General features: G+C 62.8%; 17 protein-coding genes. 6 read left to right on the forward strand and 11 right to left on the reverse strand.

The annotated features are described in order from the left end of the window. Positions 1–245 precede the first annotated feature (245 nt). From NLM25_RS25315 to NLM25_RS25330, 4 genes are all read right to left on the reverse strand, one after another. Positions 246–659 carry a hypothetical protein gene (locus NLM25_RS25315; RefSeq protein ID WP_254138808.1) on the reverse strand — a complete coding sequence of 138 codons (414 nt, stop codon included), beginning with the start codon at positions 657–659 and terminating at the stop codon, positions 246–248. Positions 660–1,101: 442 nt separating this feature from the next. Next, entirely contained in the window at positions 1,102–1,791 is a 690-nt protein-coding gene (locus NLM25_RS25320; protein WP_254138809.1) for an L-2-amino-thiazoline-4-carboxylic acid hydrolase, read from the reverse strand. A gap of 47 nt (positions 1,792–1,838) precedes the next feature. Next, positions 1,839–2,225 (reverse strand): RidA family protein, encoded by a 387-nt coding sequence (locus NLM25_RS25325; protein ID WP_254138810.1) that lies wholly within the window; start codon positions 2,223–2,225, stop codon positions 1,839–1,841. A gap of 1 nt (position 2,226) precedes the next feature. After that, complete coding sequence (locus NLM25_RS25330; RefSeq protein ID WP_254138811.1) at positions 2,227–3,204, reverse strand: VOC family protein; 978 nt, start codon at positions 3,202–3,204, stop codon at positions 2,227–2,229. 20 nt (positions 3,205–3,224) lie between these two features. Between NLM25_RS25330 and NLM25_RS25335 the strand changes: the two genes are divergently transcribed. After that, positions 3,225–3,848, forward strand: coding sequence for a LysR family transcriptional regulator (locus NLM25_RS25335; protein ID WP_254138812.1), 624 nt, complete (start codon positions 3,225–3,227; stop codon positions 3,846–3,848). 447 nt (positions 3,849–4,295) lie between these two features. Here NLM25_RS25335 and NLM25_RS25340 read toward each other — a convergent pair whose 3' ends face one another. Beyond that, positions 4,296–4,514 (reverse strand): antitoxin VapB family protein, encoded by a 219-nt coding sequence (locus NLM25_RS25340; protein ID WP_254120024.1) that lies wholly within the window; start codon positions 4,512–4,514, stop codon positions 4,296–4,298. A 397-nt stretch (positions 4,515–4,911) separates the two neighbouring features. On the opposite strand from NLM25_RS25340, the gene NLM25_RS25345 reads away from it, so the two are divergent. From NLM25_RS25345 to NLM25_RS25360, 4 genes are all read left to right on the forward strand, one after another. Continuing rightward, on the forward strand, positions 4,912–5,121 hold the full coding sequence (locus NLM25_RS25345) for a hypothetical protein (protein ID WP_254138813.1): 210 nt from the start codon (positions 4,912–4,914) through the stop codon (positions 5,119–5,121). 337 nt (positions 5,122–5,458) lie between these two features. After that, positions 5,459–5,845 carry a hypothetical protein gene (locus NLM25_RS25350; protein ID WP_254138814.1) on the forward strand — a complete coding sequence of 129 codons (387 nt, stop codon included), beginning with the start codon at positions 5,459–5,461 and terminating at the stop codon, positions 5,843–5,845. 115 nt (positions 5,846–5,960) lie between these two features. Then, positions 5,961–7,217 (forward strand): transglycosylase SLT domain-containing protein, encoded by a 1,257-nt coding sequence (locus tag NLM25_RS25355; protein ID WP_254138815.1) that lies wholly within the window; start codon positions 5,961–5,963, stop codon positions 7,215–7,217. Positions 7,218–7,376: 159 nt separating this feature from the next. Then, the gene (locus NLM25_RS25360) at positions 7,377–7,919 is read left to right on the forward strand and encodes a 2'-5' RNA ligase family protein (protein WP_254138816.1); all 543 of its coding nucleotides are present in this window, start codon (positions 7,377–7,379) and stop codon (positions 7,917–7,919) included. Between the two features lie 110 nt (positions 7,920–8,029). On the opposite strand, the gene NLM25_RS25365 is transcribed toward NLM25_RS25360, so the two are convergent. The 6 genes from NLM25_RS25365 to NLM25_RS25390 form a co-directional block, all read right to left on the reverse strand. Beyond that, a complete protein-coding gene (locus tag NLM25_RS25365) occupies positions 8,030–8,248 on the reverse strand; it encodes a hypothetical protein (RefSeq protein ID WP_254120029.1) in 219 nt (72 codons plus the stop codon). Positions 8,249–8,429: 181 nt separating this feature from the next. Next, positions 8,430–9,461: an ABC transporter ATP-binding protein gene (locus NLM25_RS25370; RefSeq protein ID WP_254138817.1), complete on the reverse strand. Its 1,032-nt coding sequence runs from the start codon at positions 9,459–9,461 to the stop codon at positions 8,430–8,432. Then, positions 9,454–10,434 carry an ABC transporter ATP-binding protein gene (locus NLM25_RS25375; RefSeq protein ID WP_254138818.1) on the reverse strand — a complete coding sequence of 327 codons (981 nt, stop codon included), beginning with the start codon at positions 10,432–10,434 and terminating at the stop codon, positions 9,454–9,456. The genes NLM25_RS25370 and NLM25_RS25375 overlap by 8 nt, the downstream gene beginning before the upstream one ends. Next, on the reverse strand, positions 10,431–11,252 hold the full coding sequence (locus NLM25_RS25380) for an ABC transporter permease (RefSeq protein WP_254120032.1): 822 nt from the start codon (positions 11,250–11,252) through the stop codon (positions 10,431–10,433). Before NLM25_RS25380 ends, NLM25_RS25375 begins: the two co-directional genes overlap by 4 nt. Next, a complete protein-coding gene (locus NLM25_RS25385) occupies positions 11,249–12,172 on the reverse strand; it encodes an ABC transporter permease (RefSeq protein ID WP_254141263.1) in 924 nt (307 codons plus the stop codon). The genes NLM25_RS25380 and NLM25_RS25385 overlap by 4 nt, the downstream gene beginning before the upstream one ends. A 60-nt stretch (positions 12,173–12,232) precedes the next feature. Continuing rightward, positions 12,233–13,822, reverse strand: a complete 1,590-nt coding sequence (locus NLM25_RS25390; protein ID WP_375167844.1) for an ABC transporter substrate-binding protein — start codon at positions 13,820–13,822, stop codon at positions 12,233–12,235. Positions 13,823–14,149: 327 nt separating this feature from the next. On the opposite strand from NLM25_RS25390, the gene NLM25_RS25395 reads away from it, so the two are divergent. Further along, positions 14,150–14,971, forward strand: coding sequence for a hypothetical protein (locus tag NLM25_RS25395; RefSeq protein WP_254138819.1), 822 nt, complete (start codon positions 14,150–14,152; stop codon positions 14,969–14,971). Positions 14,972–15,119 lie beyond the last annotated feature (148 nt).

Below are 15,119 nucleotides of genomic sequence, written 5' to 3' on the forward strand. Positions count from 1 at the left end.
TATGCGACAGCCGCTTTTGGCCTTCGCTGACCTTGTTGGCCGTCCGCCGACCGTCAGCATTTGACCCGAAGGCGAAGTCGCCGCTGTCCGTATGCATGTCCGTTAATCGGGGGCTGAGCCGAACCGTTACTCGCGGCGAGTCTTTCGGTTGACGAGTGCGGCCCATCGCCTGGATATATCCAATACGTCGCTGAGCGAGGCGACCGATCATACGTCAGGCGGCAGTGGATGGCATTGTGGCCTGATCAGTCATTCACGCCGATGTCCGTAAAGAGGAACCCCGTTGGCGTCTTGGTAAAGACGTAAATGGTCTCGCCGCAGAAAATGGAGTAATAGTCATTTTTGTCTTGATCGCGATCGTAGACGGCCTTGCCGCGCTGGATACACGCGCGATCTTTCGCCGTGAACGAGGTCCGATAGGTCTTGGCGCGAAATTGCGCGGCGTCGCGAATTGCGCTGTCGTTCATGAACGGCAATCGTGTCATACCGGCGACGGCGGCGGGGTCGTTTGCTTTCAGCGCCGCGCGAAACTTCTCGATGAAGCCATCGAATTCCTTCTGCAAGGCAGGAGAAGCGACGGCGTTCTTCGGCGCCGCGGCGACGGCTGGAGCAAGGTTCACGAGGGCGGTTGCAAGCATAATTCTCAGCAAAAATTTCACGGGTTGGCTCCGTCCATCTACCAATCAAAAGTCTTCCAAATCCATGATGTTCTGTCGCGTCAAGGACTTTCTGGTTCACCGGCGCAGCGTTGACCCCGCCCAGGCGTGGACCGACAGCATTCGCCGGAGCATGCGCTGGCATGTTTTGCCGCACCTGTTTAATGCAGAAATTGGCCCGAAGCCGTCCGCGAGGGCAGAGCAGATCGTGTCCGCTTTGCCCCGAAGCGGAGGGCATTATGGCCAGCGGTCAGGTGAACCGCGCAAACAGGCCGAACACATGGCCGCTCCGACCAACGCCGCAAAGTGAAAATTCTCCTTGCCAACCGGGAGCCGTCCACACATGGCCCATCGCGTCATTTCACTGCGATGCGCAATTTGATCGCTACCGGGGCATAGCGGACTTTCGCGAGCCGTCAGCGCGACCGGTCTATGGGTTCACGGCCTATTCCGAAGGAATCCGCGAGAACCGGAAATTGCAGTGGCTCGCGCCGCCGGCCAGCGTCTGTGTCCTTTCCAGGCGGATGCCTCGCGTTGCATAGGCATCGAAATCCAGCCCGCAAATGTTCGGCAGGATGTCCTTGTCTCCATGGCGAGCCGCGAATTTGCAGAAGCCGCAAGCCTTGTAGTTGATGCCGAACTCAAAACTGTCACGGGGACCAGGCTCGACGAAGTCGTAGACGAAATCCTCAGGAAACTGCTGCTGATGGCTTTCTGTCACGCTTTTCGCAGCCTGCTCGCGCAGCAAGGCCTGGTTCTCAAGCGACATGAACTGACGCCCTGCGGCCAGACGTTCCGCCTCTCGCACCGTGAGCAATTGCGCCTTGTAGGTTTCCCGCTCGATCTCGTCGATGACGGACAGCGGCACGCCGTGTCGGTGGAGCACACGGCTGATGGCCATGAAGCCCATGAGACGCATGAAGAAATCGCTCATGCGGCTCGCCGCGCCTCCGACATAGGGCATCTGGGTGAGCACGATCTCGAATTCGTCCATCACCTCCCCCCTGATCCGGTCAATATCGGAGAGATGCGCACGCTCGCGGAGCATCGCCGCGGCAAGGTCGAGCCGATGGCACATGGCGGCCTCCATGGCGCCGCGGTGCTGCTCGTAGAAGGGATGGACGGACTCAGCCATTGGACACCCGCATCATTGGCTTATTGAAAGGTCGGCGAAGCCTGATTTCAATCCGCGGCGATCGCCTCGATTTCGAGTAACCATTTGCCATCAACGGTCTCGGCGACCACGACCGTCAGCGCGGGCTGATGCTCGCCGAGCTTCGCACAACGAATGGTACGGTTCGTCACGAGTTGACTGCGGTCGGTCAGGAACGTGGTGACCTTGACCAGATGCTCGACGCCGAGGCCGGCGGCGGCGAGCACCTCGATGACGTTGCGCCAGGCCTGCTCGCATTGCGCCTCGAAACCTTCGGGCACGGTGCCGTCGGGTCTCTCAGGCACCTGGCCGCTGATGAACAACAGGCGGCGATGCTGCGTCAATTCAAGTCCCATGCAGTAGCCGGCGGCGGGAGCGTGGACCGTTGCGGGATTGTGGCTTACGGTGTGAGCCATGTCAGTTTGCCTCCTGTTCGACGAATTCGAGCGCCAGACCATGCGCGGTGGCGGGTGGCACCGACAGCACGGCATCGGTCATCGCGAAGCCGACGCCATTGTGTTTCAGCGTTCGCCTTGTCGCATCCAGATCAGTGACCGCCAGACGCGCCGCGCAAAAGCGCGGCGAAGCGCTGTTCGCGAGGCCCGGTAACCGGCGCGCCAACTCGGACGGGCCAAGCAAGGTGATATGATTGCCGGGCTCGCCAATCGTCAGCCGCCCGGGCGCAAGCTCGGCCGTGCCTTCCGTGAGGCGCTCGAGGAAATCGCGATGCGCCGCCGGCTCCGCCGCCGACATCACCACCTCGACCACCCGGACGGCGCCGTTGGGATGACGCTGATACTGCGCCTTCCAGAACAGTTCCGGCGGGTGACGCTGCTGGCAGGTGAAGAACGCGATCCCGGGCATGGCGGGGTCCGTGGCAAAGGCCAGCGAAAACGCGACGCGCGCCGTGCCTCCGCCCGGGAGCACCGCGTCGCGGCCGAAATCGAACGGAGCATAATCGCCGATGCGGTCGGCCCTGAAACGCGCGGCATCGGCATGGGCGTCGGTGCTGTGCAAGACCAGCATCGACATCCCTTCGGCGGTCTCAAGAAAATCGCGGTTGTGGGCCGCGAAGCTGAAATGACCCGGCGTGGCTGGCGGCACCAACGCATTGTCGGTGACGGCCAGCAACTCCACAAAATTGTCGGCGAACTGCGCAAGGCGGTTGCTCGTTCCGAACGGGTGCACGCCGGTCGGCGTGAGGTTGAAGCCCAACGTCTGCCAATCCAGCGCAGCCTGTTCCAGATTCTGGACGCAAATGACGAGATGATCGATTCGGCGCGGCATGGGGTTTCTCCGGATTGCGAGCCGACCGTATCCGGCGACATCGCCGTGGCGCAAAGCATTGTTCCTGCGGGTCAGCGCAAGAAAATCTATTGCAAGGCCCTGGCCCATCGGTGTCAAACTGCGGCGCGATGACCTACACCCTTCCGCCACTCAACGCGCTCCGCGCATTCGAGGCCGCCGCGCGGCATCTCAGCTTCAAGCTGGCCGCGCACGAGCTGCACGTGACGCCCGCCGCCGTGGGGCAGCAGGTGAAAGCGCTGGAGGCGCGTCTCGGCGTGCAACTGTTCGAACGGCTGCACAAGCAGCTCATCCTGACCGCGGCCGGTCAGGCCTATCTGCCCGGGATCTCCGAAGGCTTTCGCCAGATTGCGGACGCGACCTCGCAATTGAAGCCGGAAGGTGCGGTGCTGCTGCAACTGGGAGTCCATGGCGGCATCGACCTGCGCCGCCTCGAATTGGCGGAGTTTCGCGGCGCACACGCGGACATCGGTTTACGGGTGCTGCAGCCCGCCGGCCTGCACGAGCTGGTCGAGGGCAAGGTCGACCTGCTGATCGCCCGCGGCGTTGGCCACCATCCGGGTTATCGCTGCGACCGGGTCGATGAGGGATCAGGTCCGGGTGATTGGCTGATTGCGCCTGAAGGCACCGCGGATTGCCCCGAAATCGTCAGCTTCCGCGAATGGCTGCGCACCCTGCCGGCCGAGAACTCGCTTGCAAGCCACCGCCCTCGTCTGGTCGGCATCAGACGATAGGCTCGACCGACATTCCTCGCCGCGGCGACGTTGGACACGTCCGGCAAAACAGGATCAGAACATCATCAGCCGCCGCCAAACTTGGATGGATCATCGTAGGCAGGAGGATCGTCGTGATCGGTCCGCAGACCTCCCGGAACGGAATCGTCGCGATAGATGCGCACGCCTCCCGGAGTGACATAGCTCGGGGTGACAGCCTGGCCAGGACGCGTGATGGCTTGTCGCGAGTTGTGATGCCACCGTGGGGCGGCGTTCGCAGAGGCACACGACGCGATCACAAGGCATAATCCCAAGACAAAACGCATTGCATTTTCTCCCAGCAGCTAGCCCTGTTCTATGTGGTGCGCGCGCCGCTCCCTGCTTTCACGTTTGAACGACGCTTTTGGCCCAAAGCTGCCCTCCAGGGGCGCTCGGGCCAACGTCTGCAAGCAGTCCTCCCGTCGGCAGCTACAGCAAGCCGCGCTTGTGCTGGGTGATGATGATAACGCGGATGATGCAGTCCGATATTGACTCGCCGGGCCGCCGCACCTTGTGCAGCCGTCGCCACGTTTCCTCATCGATCGGTATCTGCCATTTGCCGCTTGCTAGGCGCTGTCCGGTATTGTCGGACGGGAACTCGGCCGCAATCAGAGCGCGGCACTCGTCGGTGATTTCAATATCCGGCATTCTTGGTGGCTCTCGCGGACGGTGTGGTCGCGCGCAGCCCTCGCCCGATCCGGAGAGATCAGCCAGTTAAATCGCGGTAACAACCGATCCATCCGAAGCCAATGCCGGTCATCCTGAGACGGACGCCAGGCGCGGCATCTGGACGCGCCCCGCGTAGGGTGGTAGCGGCGCACGGATGGACGACCTGCTGAATATTGGGAGGCGCGACGCGGACAAAGAAGATCATTCAATGACTTGGGTTCTCGTTCCCGCAAACATGACGCTGAGTGTGCGGGGCGCTCGTCGTTGCCAGACGTTACCATTATTTCACAACGTTGACGCGATTTAACAAGGCTTTTGAGCGCGGCGCGAATAAACCGCGCGTGCCGGGGGTGTCCTCCAGAAACGAGATGACGCCGTGAAGTTTGACGAGCACGAACGCACAGCGCTGATGGATGCAGGTTTTACCGTCGCCGACAACCGCAAGGCGGCTTACGTCGAAGCCGTCGTAGTGATCGCCGCACACGATGACGAAACCTATTCGCTGACATTCTCCCTGCCGAATGATGCCCGGATCGTGTGCGTTGTGCCACGCGACCAGATCACCGCCGCGATCACGGATCGCTAGGCAGCTCCGCGGAGCCAACTTCAATGAAGCTGACTTTTTCCATGCAAGACTGTGGCTAGCCTTCGCTTTGAGGTCAGCTTAATGGGTCGGAGCGGACTAGATTTGTTCACGCTGAGCTTTTCGGGCCTTGACCCAACGCGGACGTAACCGCTGTGCGCAGGCGGGAACCAAGACCTCCTTCAATGCGACGAAACAAAATCTGCCGGGATGAAACCATTTTCCGGCATTCACGAAGGCTTAGTGAAACCGCCGGCCATTAGAAAGCGACCATCGGAAGCGATGGGCCGGGGGGCGCTGCACAAGTAACGACAATCGCCATGGGGCGAGGGGCGACGCCATGTCACAGATTCGCAAAGCTCTTTTAGGTGCCATCGCGACCGGATTGACGCTCGGTGCGGTGCAGTACGCTTCAGGTCACGACCTCGTAAGCCGCTGGCAGGCGGTCTCCGAACAGGAGAGCCACATCGTCAATCGCGCCGGCAAGGCAGATCATCTTGCCGCCCGCAAGCCTTTCGCAGTTCCGACGAAAACGGTTTCTCTGCGCTTGAACCATCTCGCCGATACCTCGGTCTTGCTGCGTATTCCGTCTGAGCCGGCCCGCGCCACGAAGCCGCCGACGCTGCTGCGGAATCAGAGCCGTAAGCCGACACTTGCCTGCGAGCCTGTGGTCAGCGCGCTCACGGAAGTCGCAAGGCTTCTGCAGCCCGGCCGTTGCGTGACCTGATCGGCTCAATCCTCACCGTTCATACGCAGACCGGAACGCATGCTACCCAGCCCGCGAAATTCTTGATGTCCTGATCCCAGTACACGGGCGCCTCGTTTAGCGATAGTTGCGCGATATGGCGCCCGTCCTGTTCCTCGGCAGGAGGCGCATCACAACCGCAACTTCCAATTTAGGCGATCTTGGCGACGCGGCCGAGACTGGCCGCATCTGCGCCACAAGTGCGCCCCATTGTCATCCCCTCGCCTCCTTAATCTTCGTGCCAAGTCGGGGACATGAATTGGGGGGGACCGCGGCCGCGCGGCTGGCGACCTTGAAGATTTGGCAAGCAAGCAGTATTGCCGGCGCGCTGACCGCGGCTTCGCTTGCCGCGATTGGTCAGATCGCGGTACCGCGCCCAAGCATCGCAACGCCGAATGCAAGAGTGGCTGATGCATTCAGCGGCATTCCGCTGAATTTGACGACGGTCCTGACAAATGCCGGCGCCGCGTTTCCGGCCCCGGCCATCGAGACGAGATTCGACGCAGGATTATCGGCTAATGCGGTCGTTGCGGCGGGATTCAGCGCCGCGGCGCCGGACTCGGTGCCGCCGTCCGATGCAACGACTTCGCAAGGGCCAATGTTGCAGGTCGCCAGCCTTGAGGCAGCGTTGCCCGAGAACTCGGCAACGCTACAGCAGGACCGTCCGTCCGTTGCTTCGCCCAATCCGGGCGAAGGCAAACCGTCGTATCTCAAATACTACGTCTACTCGGAAATTCCGCCACCGAAGAAACCCGCGAAGATCGCCTTGTCGGCGTTGAGGGACGTTCCGCTCGGAACGCCCGTCCAGGAGATCGAACGTGCAGCCGAAGCGTTCGGTGTCGATGTCAATTTCATGAAGGCGGTCGCCAAAATCGAATCCGATTTCAATCCCAAGCAACGCACCGGCTCCTATATCGGCCTGTTCCAGCTGAGCAAGTTTGAGTTCAGCAAATACGGATCGGGCGACATCCTCAATCCTCGCGACAACGCTATGGGGGCTGCCTACAAATTTCTCAGCGAGGCTGCGCTATTCGAAACAATGGCGCAGAAGAAGCCGACCTTTTCCGACCTCTACCTGATCCACCAGCAGGGCTGGGAAGGAGCCGCCCAACACCTCAGCCGTCCGCAGCGGATTGCCTGGAGGTCGATGTGCGCAACCCGGGAAGGCACGGCGAAGGGCGAGCGATGGTGCAAGCGTGCTATCTGGGGCAACACGCTGCCTGCGGTCAAACGCGAATGGAAGTCCGTCGATAGTCTCACCTCGGCTGCGTTCGTCGCGATGTGGCGGGACCGCGTCGACACGCTCTATGCTCGCTATCCTGTGCTAACTGCGGCGGCCGAACGCTCGAGATAGAACAGCCTGCGACCGCCCGCACGCACACCTCTTGGCCCACATTCGTTTCGTCGGCGGTCAGGCTCAACCCAGCCTGCCACCGAGCGGATTGGTCATGACCCATTGCGGACTTCAGAGGCGCAGCTAAAATTCCAAGAACTCCCACAGTCAGAGCGATCGATGGCAATAGCGATCAACGTACGAGCCGATGGAGACTCCTCAAGCGAGGTCGAACAACTATGGGATCAGGTTGCGGCATTCGAGGACGAACCCTCGATGCGCACTCTCGGCTACCGGCCACATTTTACGTTCGCAATCTATGACGCGCCTGCAATTGAGGAAGAGACTGCACGGCAAGCGATGTTGCGGGCAGCAACGGGCGAAGCGCAACTCCGCATCGAATTCAGGCGCGTTCGATGGTTTGTAGGGCCGCCCCTTGTCCTTTGGATGGAGCCTATGGACGATGCAGTCCTCAGGAGGTGGCACGCTTCGATCAGCGCAGCGATCGACCCAGCCTATTGCCGGCTCCATTATCGGCCGGGACAATGGACACCTCATTGTACGCTTGGCACTCGCATCATTGATGCAAGGCGCGATGACGCCATCGCCTTCGCGGGCTCGTTCAACCGGAGCATCTCGGTGTTGTTCGACGTTGCGGACTGCGTCGTTTTTCCACCCGTGCGGGTCATTGCAGAACAGAAACTGCCGGCGGGCGTGCCCTAGGCACCAGGGCCGCTCCTGGCCCTTAACGGACCTATGGACGTTGTAGCGGACTTGTCGGCCGCTGACCCAACAGAGACATTGGCGCGAGGCTTGTGCCCCGCGTTTTGCGTTTACGACCACGGCGGCTCTTCGCTCGTCCCGGCTGCCTCGTGGTTGATCGTGACATGCGCCGAACGCAAGCCGGTCAGCAATACTGTTCTTACAGAGACCGGATCGAAGCCAATATCCTTGGCGTTTGGGGGATGTGCCTCGCTGCCCTTCAATCGGAACGCCAAGTGCAATTGCTCGCAAAGGTGCCGAACGACGAGATTGACCTGATCGTCAGTCATGATCTGCCTTTCCTGCTACCGTTTCGCTACCCAACTAGGTAGCACATATGAAAATGGGGCGGTACGTTGATTGGGCCGCCCCTGGGATCAAGCCCACGCGATTGTTCCATGGGCGGGCTCCAGAATCGTTCGCCTGTCGGGGCAGACCGGAAATGACTAGCGGGCACGGTCGCCCTCGATCCTAGGGATGCCCTCCGGTCAAGGCCAACGCCGCCCGCCCCGCAATCTCGTCAGCTCGCCAACACCTTACCGCGTGGCCGTCGGGACGCATTTCAAGCGACGGACCGGGCTCGCTCCGACACACGTCCTCGGCATAACGACAGCGCGGGCTGAACGCGCATCCATTCGGGGGATTGAGCGGGTTGGGAAGATCGCCGCCTGTCGTCGCCAGCGGTGCATGGCGCAGCGGATCAGGGATCGCGGCGATCAGGGCCTGCGTATAGGGGTGCGCCGGCCGTTCGAAGATCTCGCGCCAGTCGCCGTTCTCCACGATGCGGCCGAGATACATGACGGCGACGCGGTCGCTCATGTGCTCGACGACGCCGAGGTCGTGGCTGATCATGATGTAGGAGAGACCGAGCGTGTCCTTCAATTCCAGCAGCAGATTGATGATCTGGGCGCGGATCGAGACGTCGAGCGCCGAGACCGGCTCGTCGCAGATGACGATCTTTGGATTGAGGATCAGCGCGCGTGCAATACCGATGCGCTGGCGCTGGCCGCCGGAGAATTCATGGGGGTAGCGGCCCGACTGCTCGGGCCGCAGGCCGACATGCCGCAGCATCGTGGCGACGCGGTCCTCGATCTCGCTCGTGGCGGTGACGCCATGCACACGCAGCGGATCTTCCAGCGTGCGGCGAACGGTCTGGCGCGGATTGAGCGAGGCGTAGGGATCCTGGAACACGATCTGCACGGTGCGGGCCAGCGACTTCCGGTCGCCGGATTGCCTGTTGGTCACGACCTGCCCGTCCAGCACGATGCGGCCGCGCGTCGGCGTCAGCAGGCCAAGGATCGACAAGGCGACCGTCGACTTGCCCGAGCCGGACTCGCCGACGAGGCCGAGGCATTCGCCGCGCTTCAGCTTGAGATCGACACCATCGACGGCACGGAGCACCCGCCGGCCGCGGCCCAGCAGGCCGCCGCCCATCGGAAAATGAACCGCCAGATCCTCGACGCTGAGGATGAGATCGTCCGCTCCCCCCAGTGGCTCATGCATGGTGATGACACCTCACCAGGCCGCCTGCCCCCAGCAAATCCGTCTCCGGCACGACTGTCCGGCAGATCTCGGTCGCCTGCGCGCAGCGCGGATTGAACCGGCAGCCATCAGGGAAATGCGTGATCGCCGGGACGACGCCCGCGATCTCCTTGAGCCTGACGCGGCCCAGCGCGGCGCGGCCGCCGAGCCGCGGCAGCGAGGCGACCAGCCCTTGCGTATAGGGGTGCGAGGGGGTGCGGAAAATATCGGCCGAGCCGCGCTCCTCGACGATGCGGCCGGCATACATGACGGCCACGCGGCGGCAGACATTGGCGACGAGGCCAAGATCGTGGGAGATCATCAGGATCGCCGTCCCCCGCTCGGCACACAAATTCCGCATCAGCTCGATGATCTCGGCCTGCACCGTGACGTCGAGCGCCGTGGTCGGCTCGTCCGCGATCAGGAGGTCCGGACCGCAGGCCAGCGCAATGGCGATCATGACGCGCTGGCGCATGCCGCCGGACAGCTGGTGCGGATAATCGTTCACGCGCCGCTCCGGCGCAGGGACACGAACGCTCGCCAAGGCCTCGACCGCCAGCCGGTTGGCCTCCCGCCAGCTCTTGCCCTTGTGCAGCACGAACATCTCGGCGATCTGACGGCCCACGGGCGAGACCGGGTTCAGCGCCGTCATCGGCTCCTGGAAGATCATGGCGATGCGGTTGCCGCGCAGCTCCCGCTGCCGGGCGGCGGAAAGGTGCTGGATCTCCCGTCCCTCGAACCGGATGACGCCGCCGCCGATCGACAAGGGCGGCCGCAACAGGCCGATCAGGGCGAGCGCCGTGATGCTCTTGCCGCAGCCGGATTCGCCGACAAGGCCGAAGGTCTCGCCGCGATCGATGCGGAACGAAATGCCCTCGGCCGCCGCAACGCGTCTCGCCCCGTCATCGAGATCGATGCGCAGATCCTCGACTTCGATCAGCGGCGTGCCGGTCATGTCCGCCGGCTCCGCGATTGCGGATCGAGAATGTCGCGCAGGCCATCGCCGAGCAGATTGAGGCCGAGCACCGTCAGGAAAATGGCAAGGCCCGGAAACACCGAGAGCCACGGCGCCGTCGTGATCTGCTCGCGGGCGTCCGACAGCATGCTGCCCCAGCTCGGAAAGGGCGGGCGGACGCCGAGGCCGAGGAACGACAATGCGGCTTCAGAGAGGACCGCGCTGCCCATGCCGAGCGTGCCGATGACGACGATGGGACCGAGCATGTTCGGCAGGAGCTGCGTGATCATGATCCTGAGATCGCCGTAGCCGAGCACGGTCGCCGCCTGCACATAGCCCTGGCTCCTCAGCGACAGCGCCGAGGCCCGCGCGATCCGGCACGTGAAGGACCAGTTGGTCAGGCCGAGGGCGATCAAGAGGCTGGTCAGGCCGGGGCCGAGCACCGCCATGATGGCCAGCGCGAAGATCAGCGAGGGGATCGCAAGCATCAGATTGGTCAGGCCGTTGACGACATCGTCCCACCAGCCGCCCCAATAGCCGGCGCTCAGGCCCAGTGCCACGCCGATGACGCTGTTGATGAGCTGCGAGACGATGCCGACGGTCAGCGAGACGCGCGCGCCATAGACGACGCGGGAATAGATGTCGCGGCCCTGGTCGTCGGTGCCGAACCACCAGGTCCAGCTCGGCGGCTCCTCCGCGTTCATGAGGTTGGCGTCAAGGACGGGATCGGTATGCGCCAGCCAGGGAGCGAGCAGACCGACCAGGATCGCGAGCGCGAACAGCGCGCCACCGATGATGAGATTGGCGCGGAGCTTCATGCGTATCTGATCCTGGGATCGATCACGCCGTAGAGCACGTCGATCAGCAGATTGATCGCGAGAAAGGCCAGCACCACGACGAGAATGGAGCCCTGGACGGCGGGAATGTCGCGTTGCAGGACGCTGTCGACGAGCAGCGAGCCGATCCCCGGCCAGGAGAACAGTTTCTCGACCACGACCGCCTGCCCCATCAGCCCGCCGAACTGCAGGCCGACGGTGGTGAGAATGATGACGAGCGCGTTGCGCATCACGTGCCACTTCACGACCCGGGTCTCGCTCATGCCCTTGGAGCGCGCAGTGCGGACGAAGTCAGCCGTCATGATCTCGAGGACGGCGGCGCGCGTCGTGCGGGCAAATAGCGCCATCGGCGAGACGCCGAGTGTCACGGCCGGCAGGAGCAGATATTTCAGTCCGCCATCGCCATAACCGAAGCTCGGCAGCCAGCCGAGCTTCAAGGCAAACAGATACATCAGCACGAGGCCAAGCCAGAATTTGGCAATCGAAAGGCCCGACACCGCCACCACCATTGCGAGCGTGTCGACGATGCCGCCGGGTCGCAGCGCTGCGATGAAGCCAAGCGGCACGCCGATCACGATGGCGAATGCCATGGCTGCGAAGATGAGCTGCAGCGTCGGCCAAGCCCGTTTGGCGATCATGGTCGTGACGGGCTCGCGGGTCCGGAACGACGTTCCGAAATCACCTGTGACGAGCTTGGCGATGTACGCGCCGAAACGCACATAGACGGGATCGTCGAGGCCGAGCTGCTTCTTCATGCGCAGCTCGACCTGCGGATCGCTGTCGTCGCTCATGGAGGAGACGATGCTGCCGGGAACGACGCTGAACAGCACGAACACCAGCAGCACGACGGCGAGCACGGTCGGGATGGTCTGCAGCAGGCGACGGAACAGGAACGAGAGCATCGGCACTTTTCCTCTCTCCCTCCATCGCAGGTCGCGATGGAGGGAGCGCGAGAGCGCATGTCACTTCGCGGGCGAGGTCTCTTCGACCCAGAGGTCTTCGACGTTCTGATGGGTCAGCTCGGTCGCGTTCAGCTGAACGCCCTTGAGCCACGGCTGCACGGCCATGACCGCCTTGTTGTAGTTGAAGAACCAGACCGGCGCCTCCTCATAGAGCAGCGCATTGGCCTTTTGCAGCAGCTCGGTGCGCTTGGCGGCGTCGTCGGCCTGCCCTGCCGCATCGATCAGCTTGTCGAAGTCGGGATTCTTGTAGTTCATGTAGTTGCAGGCCGGCTGCGGCGTCGACGAGTGGAAGCATTTGAGCGCGGCCTGGGGATCCGGGCCGGTCGCCTGGGAATAGATGAAGGCCTGGTAGTCGCCGCTGCGCACCACCTCCGCCAGCACCGCGGTCTCGACCTGCTTGACCTTGGCCTTGATGCCGACCTTGTCCAGCATCGGGATGACGGCCGAGACGATCGGCAGGCCCCAGCTTTCATTCTGGCTGGTGGTCCATTCGAACTCGAAGCCTTGGGGATAGCCGGCCTCGCTAAGCAGTTGCTTGGCCTTGGCCGGATCGTAAGGGTACGGCTTCATGGCCTTGTCGTAGGCCGGCGAGGTCAGCGGCAGCCAGCTGGTGGCGCGATAGGCCTTGCCCTTGACCAGCTTGCTGATGATCAGATCGGTATCGATCGCGTAGTTGATCGCCTGCCGGACGCGCTTGTCGGTGAACGGCTTGAACGAGGGATTCATCCCCATGTAGCGCGTGAAGACCTCGGCGACTTCGACGATGGTGCCCTTGAGGCCGGCGTCGGACTGATAGGCGACATATTGCGCAGGGCCGAGCACCGATGTGTCGATTTCCTTGTTACGGAAGGCGACATCGCGTGCTGCGGCCTCGGCCATGATCGACACGATGACCTTGTCGGCGTAGGGCTTGCCCGGCTTGTAGAACCTGTCCCAGCGCTCCAGCACGATGCGCGATCCCGGCACGTGCTCGACGAATTTGAATGGCCCGAGACCGATTGGCTTCTGGATGAAGCTTTCCTTGGCGGCCTCGTCGGCGGGATAAATCGAGGTCAGCGCAGTGAAGAAGTAGAAGCCCGGATCGACCTTCTCGGTCAGCTTCATCTCGACGGTGAAATCGTCGATCTTCTTCAGCCCGGAGATCTCCTTGGCCTGGCCTTTCTCGACCGCGGCCGCGCCCTCGATCACGCGGACAAAGCGCGCGCCGGGATAGGCCTTGGTGCCGTCCATAATGCGGTTGTAGGACCAGATGACGTCGTCGGCCGTCATCTTGCGGCCGTTGTGGAAATAGGCATCGTCGCGCAGCTTGAAGGTGTGAACGAGGCCTCCGCCCGAAACGACGTCCTCCTTGGCAAGCTCCAGAACCGGCTTACCCTCCGCCGAATTCCAGATGTAGAGCGAGCGATGCAGGGCCTTGGCGTAGATCTCGTCCTGGGCGCGCTGCGTGGTGTGAATGTCCAGGCTGGTGAAACTCGAGCCATAGGGCGCGGTCATGCGGATGGTTCCGCCCTTGCGCGGGGTCTGGGCCTCCGCCGTGGCGGCGAGCGCAAGTCCCAAACCCGCAACGATCGCAATCATCCTGAACATCATGTGTCCCCCAACAACGCAGGCGTATTCCGACAAGAGATTTGATCATTCGTCGCCTGTCGAAAGCAAGCTTCGTTTTTGATGGAGACCAATGTCGGTTCCGGAAGCCGGCCTTCGATGAGGACCTCCGGCGCCAGGTTGCATCCCCAAACGATGCAAGCCATCGATTGACGCGGTGCGTCATCGAGCGACAGGGAACAGTGAACATTTTTCGTGATCGGCGCGACCAAGCTCAGGATCGTTATCTGAGCGCCAAGGATCGCGTAAAAAATGCAGCGCCGAACGCTATGTGCCCTGCTCGCCGGCAGTCTGCTCGTCGCGACGGCTGCGATGGCGATCCCCGTGACGCCGGACCCTGCCCGGATCAGCTCCGCGGACAGCATCCGTCTCGGCTGGCAACGCACTTCAGGAACGACCTATGTCGACCAAACCTGGTGGGCGGTCAGAGACCGTTGCTCCGCAGACACTCTCGGCGAGCGCCTGCTGTGCGATGCCGTTGCGGTGCTGGCACGGGCCACAAGCCGGACTTTCGAAGGCAAAATGTCCGTCGACGAGGGTTTGCCGCTCCCCGACGGGTGGAGCCTGATGACCGCCAAGAACTCGCCCTTCATCCGGTCCGCCCACGTCGAGACGCCGCGCGATCTCAGGGACGTGCTCGGCTTCTATCGCGCCGCACTCGACGACCGTGGCTGGACCGAGATTGACGGTGCGGCAGTCGAGCCCGATCGGGCCGTGATCGGCTTCACCACGGCCGACGGACCAGCGTCGCTCCGGCTCACCCGTCAGGACAACAAGACAATCGCCGACCTTTCGCTGCGCAAGCGGATGGTGGCGACGGCCGGCCTCCTGCCGAAGCCGGGGCAATCGCGACTGTTGCTCGGCAATCAGACGGATGATGCGGCCGATATCACCGTCGACGAACTGACCATCAACCTGCCGGCGCACGCCGGCGAAAAGCTGGCCTACTCGGACCACGTCGCAGGCGAGTTACCTGATAGGCAGAAGATCGACTTGCCGCCGGGCAAGTACAGGGTCACCCTCAAGGTCGGGGGCGGCGCGGCCGAGAGGCGGGAGCTCGAGATCGCGGCCAACGAGACCTGGGGTCTGCTGGTCGGCCCGGATGGCGCGCCGCTTCCGATGCGGCTGTATTGATGAAGCCTCACGACGATCTCTCTCCTCGTCATTGCGAGCGCAGCGAAGCAATCCAGACTGTCGCCGCAGAGACAGACTGGATTGCTTCGTCGCAAGAGCTCCTCGCAATGACGGAGCGCGGAGGCGCGCTCCTCATCATGAGGCTCTG

Origin of the sequence: Bradyrhizobium sp. CCGB01, from assembly GCF_024199795.1 — a bacterium.
Classification (GTDB): Bacteria; Pseudomonadota; Alphaproteobacteria; order Rhizobiales; family Xanthobacteraceae; genus Bradyrhizobium.